Genomic DNA, 10,989 nt, shown 5'->3' on the forward strand with positions numbered 1-10,989 from the left:
AATATTAAGATTTATTAATATGGATATTCTGGCATAAGGTCTTTCAATTTTGCCGTTTTTCCATTATTATCAAGTAAAATCTCTATATTTTTTTCATCTGCACCCAATTGCATCATAAATTCTCTACATGCTCCACATGGTGGCATCACTTTACCATCTTTATAAACAGATAGTACTTTATCAATATTATTTTCATTATTAGTAAGCATTGTTGATAATGCATTTCTTTCTGCACACATACCCAATGAACTACTTGTATCAATACATATCCCAGTATAAATATTTCCTTTTTTGGTTAATATCGCGGCAGCTACACTACCAACATACATATTCCTGGAAACTTCATGTGGATTTAACATATCCATAGAATAATTATATAAATTCATCCACTTTTCATCCATATCTATTCCACCTCTAAATTATAATTTATCGAGTAGTTTAAAAATCAAACCCACTCGTCTTATAATACATTTGAGTAATAAAATATATTTTTATTGTACAGCAATTTGTAACATAATTCCATTTAAAATAGAAATAATATATTACTATTTGAATAATTAATTTAAACTAATATTATAAGTATAAATAAAGTAAAATTCCCATTAAAATACTAATCATTTTTGATTGGTTTTATAGTAGAATATTTTTTGTTGTTTTTAAAATAAAAAAGGAGTTGATAACACTATATGGGACTAGATTTTAAAATTAATACTGAACTACTAGAATTTAATAAGAAAGTTGATTATGAAGATATTTCTACTAATCAATTCAGAATAGATTTAGAAAACTCTATTAATCAAAATACTGTTTTTTCTGGTTTTTGTAAGAGAGCATATAGAGATGGTAGCTTAGAAATTGATTGTAATGGCGTTCCTTGTAGATTAGATATAGAAGATTTTACAGTTACTGATGCAACAGTAAGAAGACATTGGGCTCAAACTAAAGTTGGTACTTACGTTTCATTTAGAGTAAAATCTGTAACAGATAAAATAATAAATGTTGAAAGAAAAAGTATTATTAAAGATATTAGAGGTAGACTTAAATCTCTTCAAGTCGGTCATAATGTATATGGAATAGTTACAAGAATTGATGAAAATAAAGGTGTTTTTGTATGCATAGGGGGAGATACATATGGTATGATTCCTAAACCATACCTTGAATCAATTTTCATTAAGAATTTATCAGATCATGTTAGCGTTGGTGATAAAGTTTATGTTAAAGTTGCAGAGTTACAAAGAAATGATGATGAAATAACACATTTAATACTTAATAGAAAAGTTTTATTACCTACATTTGATGAATTAGTTAGTGATATTGAATTATATGAAATACATATAGCTAAAGTTAAGGCAGTAACAGATAAAGGTATTCACTGTTCCCTAACTCCTCATCTTGATATCTATTGTGAATTTGCTCCTGGAATAAGAGTAAAATCAGGTGATATGGTTCAAGTTAAAATAACAAGAATAAGAACTGAAAAACAAAGAATTAATGGCGATATTATTGGTGTATTATAATGAGTAATTTATATACTGAAAATAAAGATGTAAGAGTTAGCTGCTCTCCATTTGCTATATATCCTAATGAAGAAATAGTAAGTGAGATTAGAAAGAGTGAATTTAAGTTTTCTTGGATTAAACCTGATGAAATAAAAGCTATTGATGTTGAACTAATTTATGCAATATATATACTTCAATATAGTACAAGTAGACAACTTACTCAATATCTTAATCTAGTTAGAGGAATTAATATTCATCAAAAGGAAATAACTAAGCTCTTAACTAAATATAATAAAATGCTTATCTGTTCTAGATTTGCCTTTAAAAGCGACTTAACAAATGATGAAACTAATCTAAAAGCCTATACTTTAGCTAAGAACGGTAATATTATACTAAAGAATAGACCTTTTGATTGTAATTGGAAGCCTACTGATTCCTGTATTTTAGAAGATATAAAAAAATATCTCGCAAGAAACCAATTTATTTTAAAAATTATTGATGAACTTAATCAATCTAATATTGAATGGAAATCAAGTGCAATTGGAGTTACTGGTAGCTATATATATAATGATGTTAGATATTATCTAATTCCAGTTCGTAGAGAATTAGATTTTCAAGGAAAATTATTATTTATAATTAATAACTTAATACAACGATCTGATTATATTAATTCAGATAAAATAATTATAATTGGTGAAGATGATAAACATTTATATGAGATATTTAAACATCTTGCTATAACTAAAAATATGAATGATAATATTTTATTTACTCAAGATAATAGATTAATATCATTAAATATAGATGAATCATTTATAAAATTTAATATATATAGAATTGATGGTAAAACTAAAGTTGAGATTGAACAATGTGGTTTAACATAAAATTTATATTTAATAAAATATTTATTTAATATAATAATATTTTTATTTTAAATTATTAAATATTTATTTTATTAAATAATATTATTATTAATAAATATAATATTTTTATTTTATTAGATAATATATTTATTAAATAACATAAAAGAGATAACTTATAGCAACGGGTTCCGTTTTGAGGTGCAAAGATATAAAATCTCATAACAAATCACAGTAATAATCACGTAATAAATCACTAAGATTCTAAATCATTTATTTGATTTAGAATCTTTTATTATATAAATATTAATAAAAGAAGGGAAACTTAGAATTAAATAGGAATTTACCTGTTAGTTATAATTTAAGATAATGAACAATGAACCATACATAAGTAAGTGAAAAAATAAGACTTAGCCATTAATATAACTTGGCTAAGTTTTATTTTTATACAAAATTTTATTAGAAATAAAAAAATATTGCACATTTATTATGTTACAGTTGTTATACATTATGAGGAGGTGATGATTTGACGGTAAGCCCTATTAAGAAGATTAAAAATGGTGATTTAGATATAGCTGAACAAGTTGTTAGTGAAAATTATGATGCTATTTATAAATACTGTTATTGGAAGGTTGGAAATAGTGCAGATGCACAAGATATTACACAAGAAGTTTTCTTGAGTTTTGTGAAGAATATCGATACATATACGGATAGAGGAAAGCCAAGGGCATTTCTTTATACAATAGCTAAAAATTTATGTATTAATTGGAGTAAAAAGATTAAACCAGATTATATAGAATCAACAAAAGAGAGTATAGATAGTTATGCAACAGAAAAGATAGAAAGCATGGTAGATAAAATAGAGCTAGAAGAAATCATCAACCAACTTCCAGAAGAACAGAAGGAGGTTATAGTTTTAAGGTACGGTCATGATTTAAAGGTAAATGAAATTGCAGTTATTATTGGAAAGTCACGATTTACGGTTAGGTATAGGATTAACTTAGCATTGGCAACGATTAAAAATAAATTAAAAGGGAGTGATTATCATTGAAGAAATATTTAGAAAACGAGTTGCGTAAATTATATAGTGAAGTACCATCACCAAATCCAAGTAGTATTAATCAAACTATATTAAAGGTAAGGAGAATAGTAAATGAAACTAAAATTAAAGGATTAACATTTTGGGAGTTTTATTTTCAACAATTTGGATTTATTCGTAAAAAAATATGGATTATTCAATTTGCAATTTTATTATTTTGTGGCTTAAAACTATATTATTATTCAGATTCAATTCAAGGAGTTACCTTGATTGCATCAATAACTCCATTGATTTTTTTATCGGGAATTACAGAATTGTCAAGAACTTACACATATAGAACTGTTGAACTTGAATTATCAACACAATATACATTAAAGCAAGTAATGATGTCACGTATAAGTATATTGGGGATTATAGACATTTTGAGCATAACACTATTAGGGATAATGGCTGAAACCAGTACATTAGTTAACCCTTATACAATATTCTTATATATTTGTGTACCATTTATGGTAACTTGTTTTGGCTGTTTGTGGATATTAAATAGATTTAAAAACAAAGAATGTAATTATTATTGTTTTGCTTTTGGTATTTTTATAATGATATCAGTATCAATGTCAACAGCATTTGCACCTAGATTATATATTGCATCATCATTATGGATATGGAGCATTATGCTTATAATTGCACTAATTGGAGTAGCTATACAAATTTACAAGTTAGCTAATAGCTACAGAGAATATGATTATATAAATTTAACTCACATTTAGGAGGTTTAATATGGAATTAAAATTTGATAGATTAACAAAGCAATTTAGTAACAAAATTTCGGTTGACCGTATGAGTGTTACTTTAAACACAGGAGTTTATGGATTATTGGGTGCCAACGGAGCGGGGAAAACAACTCTTATGAGAATGATATGCGGAGTTCTTAATCCAACGTCTGGGGAAATATTATTAGATGGATGTAGCATAGAGACTTTAGGAGAAAACTACAGAAAGTTAATTGGATATCTTCCACAAGATTTTGGATATTATCCTGATTTTACTGCTAAGGAATTTATGTATTATGTAGCAGCATTAAAAGGAATAAATAAACAAACTGCAAAATCAAAAACAAAAGAACTTTTAGAATTAGTTGGGTTATTAGATGTTGCAAATAAAAAAATTAGGACTTTTTCAGGGGGAATGAAACAAAGATTAGGTATTGCTCAAGCTGTATTAAATGACCCGAAAATATTAGTATTAGATGAACCAACAGCAGGGTTAGACCCTAAAGAACGTATACGATTTAGAAATTTAATTTCAGATTTTTCAAAGGATAAGATAGTTATTCTTTCAACTCATATTGTTTCAGATGTTGATTATATTGCAGACACTATATTGATGATGAAGGATGGACAAATAATTATTAATAGTCCAAGTGAAGGGGTTACTAATGAAATAGAGAAAAAGGTATGGAAATGTGTAGTATCAAAAAATGAAGTAGATATGATTAGTACTAAATACCGTGTTGTAAATTTACAACATGATAGTAATAATAATGTAGTGCTTCGTATTGTAAGTGATATAAAGCCAAATGAAAATGCAATTAATGTAGAACCAACACTTGAAGATTTATTCTTATATCACTTTGATGATATGGTATCACAATAGGAGGAGCAATAGTATGAAAGATTTATTAGTATTTGAATTAAAAAAAATTACAAGAAAGAAATTAAATATAATTGTGTTGCTAGGAAGTTTAGTATTAACAGCTATGCTATTTTTATCTTCAGTTTTACAGTTTATATCGTTTGATGAAAGTGGTAATCAGGTAAGAGGATTTTCAGCTATTAAATTAGAAAAACAGCGACAAGAAGAAATGTCAGGTATATTAACGGAAGAAAGGATTAAAGAGGATATTTTACAATATCAAGAGTTGTTTAAAAACCCAGATAATGTAGTTATAAATGATGGCAAGGAAGAATTAAGTGATTCAACTTTTAGTAAATATGTAGCACCTAAAATGTACTATATGGGATTTATTAATAACAATTATACAATTCCTAACTTCTATGATTATTCTTTTTCAGAAATTAAAAAAATGCAATTAGAAAATGGAATTAATTTTTATAAACAAAGAAATGAAAAAGTATCTCAAATTTTAAATGCTAGTTATAAGGATTGGAATTATTCAGACCAAGAAAAAGAATTTTGGAGTAAAAAAAGCAAAGAAGTGTCCGAGCCATATGAGTATGGATATCACGAAGGATGGAAAACTATATTTAACTGTATTGAATTATTAGCACTTCCAATAATAGCTCTTTGTATTTGTATTGCTCCAATGTTTTCAGGGGAGTATCAATGTGGTGCTGATAATATAATACTATCTTCTAGGTATGGAAAATCAAAATTAATACTAGCTAAAGTATTAGCAGCATTTATTTTTTCGTTTATTGCATATACAATAAATATATTAGTGGGATTAGGGATTATATTAATGTCATTTGGTGGAGGTGGATGGAATTTACCGATACAAATTATGGGGTCAACAATTCCATATGCTCTAACATTTTTATCAGCAACTATTGTTTGTGTTATAACTTTATATTTAGTTATGATTGCTATGGTTTCTATTACATTAGTATTATCAGCAAAAATGAAAACACCATTTTCAGTATTAATTGTCATGATATGTGTACTTATGGGTCCATTATTCTTAAAGCTTAGTGAAACTAATGGAATCTGGAATCATATATTCATGATACTTCCGTCTATATCTGCTCAACCAGTATTTTTCCTTGATGCTACAAATTATTTATCATATCCGCTACCAGGATTTACAATGGACGTTATTACGATAAGAATGGTACTTTACTTAATGATTAGTATTATTTCTGTTCCGATTGCTTATTGTGGGTTTAAAAAACATCAAGTGGCATAAATTTCAATTTGCCGTTTAAATTCTATGAACAATTTTAATCTAGAACTAAATCGCTAAAAGCGACGGCTGGGGAAAATGATTAAATAAAAGTTTATATGGAAAAAATAAGAAGTGAAGTTTCTTTCTCAAGGAAGCTTCACTTCTCACATTTTACACACTTTTAAGGAGTGATAAAATGTATCAAAAAATAGATAAAATGATTAAAGATTTAGAACTACGTGGACGAAGTGCTTCAACTATAAAAAATATGGTCCACACTTTGAAAAGTTTTTCTAAATTCTATAACCAGCCACCTGAACTACTAGGTGAACAGCAAATCATCAACTATTTAGATTATTGCATAAATGAGAAGAAATTATGCAAGGCAAGAGTAAATAGTATAAATTCCATATTGAAATTTTTTTATGTTGTAACATTAGAAAGAGAATGGAATGATTTGCGAATTCCTAGAATTAGATGTCATAGAAACTTACCAGCATATTTAACTAAAGAAGAAGTTAAACTTATCATGGATAATGCTACTTATTTAAAGCATAAAGCAATTCTATCAACTATATACTCCGCAGGTTTACGTGTAAGCGAAGCAACAAACCTAAGATTATCTGACATAATGAGTAAAGAGATGAAGATTAGGGTTAGAGCTGGAAAAGGAAATAAAGAAAGATATACTTTATTATCACAAAGTAACTTAAAGTTACTAAGAGAATATTGGAAAGTATTTGGACATAAAAACTATGATTCGGAAGATTATTTATTTACATCTAGATGGAGTTGTGAACATTTAACTAACCGTGGAATTCAATCCTCTATGTTAGCTGCAACTAAAAGAGCAGGTATAACTAAAAAGGCTACCCCACATACGCTAAGACATTCTTTTGCAACACATTTAATGAATGATGGTGTAGATTTAGTTATCATACAAGCATTGTTAGGGCATTCTAATTTGAAAACAACATCTATATATCTTCATGTGAAGGATTATACCGTATTAAATGTAGTTAGCCCTTTTGATAAGCTATGAGTTCATTACAGGAGGTAATGTCTGTTCATGGAGAAGATTATATCAGAAGCAAAAGGTTACCTCATAAGGAACTGTAGTATTAATATCTATTAACCTTTTAATTTCTTCTGACATTGCCCAATTTGAATAAGGAGCCGTATAACTTATTATTACAGGCTTATCAATAGTAATATCATTACATTTTATTGATTTAAAACTCTTTCCTGTAATCATATATCGAGAAGGATTCCCCTTTAGGTTTCTATACTTGAATTGCTCCTTATCATACCATTTACAAAAAGGATTGGCACAAAAGTTAGTTTGAATGTTATAAGACTTTTTATCAACAACTAATTCCACTGGGGTATATAGAAGGTATCCATATTTTCTCGAAAACTCCATCTTTGATAAAGTGGTATAGTCTATTTCTCTCTGATTAATCTCTTCTTGAGTAATAGGTGGAATAACTTTTACTTTACTAACGGTTTTATCTGACAATCTCTTTAGTTTCATTATCTTTCAACTCCGAATCACTAATAGTATCATACAATGAAGCAAGTATTTTCTTATTGTATCTTTGCTTATTAACCCATTTTATAAAATTAGTATCATCTAATAGGTTTAATAAAAACATATCCAATATTTCCTCTTGGCTATATTGAGTGTATTTAGCATAATACTCTAATATTGAAAGTGTCCTTGTTGATAATTCCAAAGAAACCTTTTTCTTATTTTCTTTTTTAGGTTTTATATACTTCACCTCCGCAACTCCTTTCTTTTAGGTATAAATCACATACGTATTCACATATATATTCACAAAGATAATAAAACTATTATTTTTTTATTTTATATGTGATTTACCCTGTGATTTGTTATGTGATTTTCAATCAATTCTATATTATAATTATTCCCTAAAATAATCAATATAAACGTTTTAACAAAAAAATCACATGTGAATCTTACTGTGATTTCACATGTGATTTTAATTGAGATTTTAACTTAATTAGCAACTTTTGCACCTTAAAACGGAACCCGTTGAACTTATAGCTATCTCTTTTATGTTATCCTTTGAATCTTTCTAGTGTTGCATTTATCAAAGCACATATAATTGAATTTCTACTGAACTTATAACCTTTTGCTTTAACATTTTCTATATATAAATTAAATTTTCCTTCCATTTCTTCATCAATGTAAAATGGTAATGCCCTAGTTTTAGCATTATAGCACATACTCTTTTGTACTTCTTCTATACTTAAATCATCTATCTTCTCTAGTCCAACTCTTATTAACTTATTTACAAAATAGTTCATAGTTAAATTTTTAATCTCTGAATACTTTTTAATTGTCTCAAAAATATCAGTACTAATAGTTACTGATGTATTATTTGATTCAAATCTATCTAATTGTATATTTAAATTTAAAAATTCTTCAGTTGACATTCCTTTTATATTATTTTCAACATTAACTTCACTCTTAGCTTTTTTCTTATCAGTTTTTCTTGTATTAGGTTTATCTACTTCAATATTAGCACTTACTTCATTTTTAGAATCTTCTTTAACTTCATCTATTTCATTTTTTTTCTCAACAATCATACTAGCTCTTTTAGTCATCTCTTCTACTTTACTATTAACACTTTGATCTTTACTTCTATTTTTAAGTTGTTGATCTTTCTTCATAAAGCTATTTGCCATTATAAAAATCCCTTCTTTCTCATTTCTTTATATAGAGCATTTAATTCTTTAGTTTGGATTCCTGATGGCTCATAGAAACATAATGGTTTTCCCTCTAACTCTCCCCTTTGAAATTTAACAGTATAAGGAACTAGAGTATCAAATATTTTATTATGAAATCTTTCCTCTGAAATTAAAAAATCTGCAAATTCTTTACTTAAAGATGTTCTTTTATCAAATTTATTTACTATAATACCTTTTATATTGTTTTCAATATCTTCTTCAGCACATACCTTTTCCCATTCTACCATAAACAGCTTTGCTCCTCTAAAGCTTGATTCTGCTATTTCTACAACTAAAAATATTTCATCGGATGCATATAAACAATTTTGAGTTATTGATCCAAAAAATGGACCTACATCACAAATTACTGTTTCATATTTAGAAGATAGATACTCATAATTCTTATCTATCCATATTTTTAATCTTGTTATATTATTAACTCCTTGAAGTTTTAAAATATCAAGAGCTGATTGTGTTGCTGTCAAGTCAACATGTCCAGCAATTAAATCTACATTGGGCATAGTTTGGCTTAATCCAGTCATAATTACATCCTCTGGCTTAGCATCATCTAAAAGAACATTACTAAGGTTAGGATATTCTTCATCATTTACATCAATATCCTGTGATATATTAAATAAAGCTGATAAATTAGCTTGAGAATCAGCATCTATTAATAATACACCTTTTTTCTTTTTCTTTAATCTTTTAGATTCTAAACCTGCAAAATTATATGCCATTGTTGATTTACCAACTCCGCCTTTACTTATTGTAAATGTTATTACCTTCATAGACTTACCTCCAAAACCATATTTTACATATAATTATAAGGTATTCTTTCATGGCTATACAAGAATTTTTATTAAATTTAATAAAATAAATATAATCAAAAAATAAATTTAATATAAGAATTTAATAAAATTTTTATTAAATATAATTAAATAATTATTTTATTTTTATTTTATATAATATTAATATATTTAATTACTTTTACATAAATTAATGTGAACAAGAAATAATGTAATGAATTTAAAAAACAAGGATATATTGATATTGAAATAAATGAATTAAGAAATTTATTAAAAGCTGAAAAGATATGTCCTTTATATGCAGATTTTAAAAGATATATAATAATTCAAACTCTAAAAGAATTAAAAAAACTTAGTGATATAAGATTTGAATTTTAAGAAATAAAAACTGGTAGAAAAGTAACTTCATTAAAGCTTTATATTAACTCAAATAAATCTAAAAACTTAAAGGATATGAAGATTAATAAGGCTATTGATGAAGTATCGGCAACAGTTTCAGAAGATATTGAAATTGATAGCATTAGAGAAGTTAAAGATATAATAAATAGATCATGTAATAAAAAAATATCAGCTAAATGTCATAAACAACTTAATTTTAATAATTTTACTGGTCGTAGAGCTGATTATTATGGAAATCCAGATTTATAGAAAAATTTATAAAGAACAAAGAAATCTATAGAAATACAAACAGTACCTTCGAAGAAGCTAATATAGCAATATTTAAATACATTGAAGGCTGGTATAACAGAAAAAGGCTACATTCTTCTATTAATTACATGACTCCAAATCAATGTGAATTATTAGCTAGAAATGCAGCGTAAAAAAAGTTTGACTTTTTGTGTCCGAAAATATTGACATAAGACCACATTCTTAGTTTTTGTATTATCCAATTGCTGAACACTACCTTTACATTTGGCTAGCTCATAATAATTAATCCATCCAATATTAATTTAATTTATTTATTCTTTCTTCCAAAATCATCAGCCTCATCCTAGATAGTATCTATCCCTATATCGTTTTAATGATTGTTTAGATATAGTAAAACGAGCTGTATAGGGGAGACTATAAGTAGACCATAAATTTCATTAAAAAGTAAGCCACCCTTCATAAAAAAAGCCTCTAAAAC

Annotated in this window: 15 protein-coding genes; 10 read left to right on the forward strand and 5 right to left on the reverse strand. The window is 26.6% G+C overall.

Features of this window, described 5'->3' with window-relative positions; all coding sequences use genetic code 11:
• Positions 1-14: 14 nt before the first annotated feature.
• Complete coding sequence (locus tag ACQPUY_RS15785; protein WP_430842687.1) at positions 15-401, reverse strand: cytidine deaminase family protein; 387 nt, start codon at positions 399-401, stop codon at positions 15-17.
• 285 nt (positions 402-686) lie between these two features.
• On the opposite strand from ACQPUY_RS15785, the gene ACQPUY_RS15790 reads away from it, so the two are divergent.
• From ACQPUY_RS15790 to xerA, 7 genes are all read left to right on the forward strand, one after another.
• A complete protein-coding gene (locus tag ACQPUY_RS15790) occupies positions 687-1,517 on the forward strand; it encodes a S1 RNA-binding domain-containing protein (protein WP_430842689.1) in 831 nt (276 codons plus the stop codon).
• Positions 1,517-2,383, forward strand: coding sequence for a hypothetical protein (locus tag ACQPUY_RS15795; RefSeq protein ID WP_430842691.1), 867 nt, complete (start codon positions 1,517-1,519; stop codon positions 2,381-2,383). The genes ACQPUY_RS15790 and ACQPUY_RS15795 overlap by 1 nt, the downstream gene beginning before the upstream one ends.
• Before the next feature lie 502 nt (positions 2,384-2,885).
• The gene (locus tag ACQPUY_RS15800; protein WP_430842693.1) at positions 2,886-3,410 is read left to right on the forward strand and encodes an RNA polymerase sigma factor; all 525 of its coding nucleotides are present in this window, start codon (positions 2,886-2,888) and stop codon (positions 3,408-3,410) included.
• Positions 3,407-4,168 carry a hypothetical protein gene (locus ACQPUY_RS15805; RefSeq protein WP_430842695.1) on the forward strand — a complete coding sequence of 254 codons (762 nt, stop codon included), beginning with the start codon at positions 3,407-3,409 and terminating at the stop codon, positions 4,166-4,168. Before ACQPUY_RS15800 ends, ACQPUY_RS15805 begins: the two co-directional genes overlap by 4 nt.
• 10 nt (positions 4,169-4,178) lie before the next feature.
• Entirely contained in the window at positions 4,179-5,054 is an 876-nt protein-coding gene (locus ACQPUY_RS15810) for an ABC transporter ATP-binding protein (RefSeq protein WP_430842697.1), read from the forward strand.
• A 13-nt stretch (positions 5,055-5,067) separates the two neighbouring features.
• Positions 5,068-6,324, forward strand: coding sequence for an ABC transporter permease (locus tag ACQPUY_RS15815; protein ID WP_430842699.1), 1,257 nt, complete (start codon positions 5,068-5,070; stop codon positions 6,322-6,324).
• A 175-nt stretch (positions 6,325-6,499) separates the two neighbouring features.
• Positions 6,500-7,345, forward strand: coding sequence for a site-specific tyrosine recombinase/integron integrase (xerA, locus tag ACQPUY_RS15820; RefSeq protein ID WP_430842701.1), 846 nt, complete (start codon positions 6,500-6,502; stop codon positions 7,343-7,345).
• Positions 7,346-7,387: 42 nt separating this feature from the next.
• Here the strand turns inward: xerA and ACQPUY_RS15825 are convergent, their stop codons facing one another.
• The 4 genes from ACQPUY_RS15825 to ACQPUY_RS15840 all read right to left on the reverse strand — a co-directional run bounded on the left by ACQPUY_RS15825 (position 7,388) and on the right by ACQPUY_RS15840 (position 9,845).
• Positions 7,388-7,837 (reverse strand): hypothetical protein, encoded by a 450-nt coding sequence (locus tag ACQPUY_RS15825; RefSeq protein ID WP_430842703.1) that lies wholly within the window; start codon positions 7,835-7,837, stop codon positions 7,388-7,390.
• Complete coding sequence (locus tag ACQPUY_RS15830; protein ID WP_430842705.1) at positions 7,812-8,084, reverse strand: hypothetical protein; 273 nt, start codon at positions 8,082-8,084, stop codon at positions 7,812-7,814. The genes ACQPUY_RS15825 and ACQPUY_RS15830 overlap by 26 nt, the downstream gene beginning before the upstream one ends.
• Before the next feature lie 301 nt (positions 8,085-8,385).
• Entirely contained in the window at positions 8,386-9,015 is a 630-nt protein-coding gene (locus ACQPUY_RS15835; protein ID WP_430842707.1) for a hypothetical protein, read from the reverse strand.
• Positions 9,015-9,845: a ParA family protein gene (locus ACQPUY_RS15840; protein ID WP_430842709.1), complete on the reverse strand. Its 831-nt coding sequence runs from the start codon at positions 9,843-9,845 to the stop codon at positions 9,015-9,017. Before ACQPUY_RS15840 ends, ACQPUY_RS15835 begins: the two co-directional genes overlap by 1 nt.
• A gap of 303 nt (positions 9,846-10,148) precedes the next feature.
• On the opposite strand from ACQPUY_RS15840, the gene ACQPUY_RS15845 reads away from it, so the two are divergent.
• From ACQPUY_RS15845 to ACQPUY_RS15855, 3 genes are all read left to right on the forward strand, one after another.
• Positions 10,149-10,241: a hypothetical protein gene (locus ACQPUY_RS15845; protein ID WP_430842712.1), complete on the forward strand. Its 93-nt coding sequence runs from the start codon at positions 10,149-10,151 to the stop codon at positions 10,239-10,241.
• A gap of 75 nt (positions 10,242-10,316) precedes the next feature.
• Positions 10,317-10,511: a hypothetical protein gene (locus tag ACQPUY_RS15850; protein WP_430842710.1), complete on the forward strand. Its 195-nt coding sequence runs from the start codon at positions 10,317-10,319 to the stop codon at positions 10,509-10,511.
• 8 nt (positions 10,512-10,519) lie between these two features.
• Positions 10,520-10,684, forward strand: a complete 165-nt coding sequence (locus ACQPUY_RS15855; RefSeq protein WP_430842714.1) for an IS3 family transposase — start codon at positions 10,520-10,522, stop codon at positions 10,682-10,684.
• Positions 10,685-10,989: the final 305 nt, after the last annotated feature.

Source organism: Clostridium nigeriense (assembly GCF_050585245.1).
Classification (GTDB): domain Bacteria; phylum Bacillota; class Clostridia; order Clostridiales; family Clostridiaceae; genus Clostridium; species Clostridium nigeriense_A.

Bases quoted from the DNA above. Each gene is read 5' to 3' on its own strand.
- xerA (WP_430842701.1), top strand. From the start codon at position 6,500: ATGTATCAAAAAATAGATAAAATGATTAAAGATTTAGAACTACGTGGA.
- ACQPUY_RS15835 (WP_430842707.1), bottom strand. From the start codon at position 9,015: ATGGCAAATAGCTTTATGAAGAAAGATCAACAACTTAAAAATAGAAGT.
- ACQPUY_RS15815 (WP_430842699.1), top strand. From the start codon at position 5,068: ATGAAAGATTTATTAGTATTTGAATTAAAAAAAATTACAAGAAAGAAA.
- ACQPUY_RS15850 (WP_430842710.1), top strand. From the start codon at position 10,317: ATGAAGATTAATAAGGCTATTGATGAAGTATCGGCAACAGTTTCAGAA.
- ACQPUY_RS15785 (WP_430842687.1), bottom strand. From the start codon at position 401: ATGGATGAAAAGTGGATGAATTTATATAATTATTCTATGGATATGTTA.
- ACQPUY_RS15840 (WP_430842709.1), bottom strand. From the start codon at position 9,845: ATGAAGGTAATAACATTTACAATAAGTAAAGGCGGAGTTGGTAAATCA.
- ACQPUY_RS15825 (WP_430842703.1), bottom strand. From the start codon at position 7,837: ATGAAACTAAAGAGATTGTCAGATAAAACCGTTAGTAAAGTAAAAGTT.
- ACQPUY_RS15795 (WP_430842691.1), top strand. From the start codon at position 1,517: ATGAGTAATTTATATACTGAAAATAAAGATGTAAGAGTTAGCTGCTCT.
- ACQPUY_RS15790 (WP_430842689.1), top strand. From the start codon at position 687: ATGGGACTAGATTTTAAAATTAATACTGAACTACTAGAATTTAATAAG.
- ACQPUY_RS15810 (WP_430842697.1), top strand. From the start codon at position 4,179: ATGGAATTAAAATTTGATAGATTAACAAAGCAATTTAGTAACAAAATT.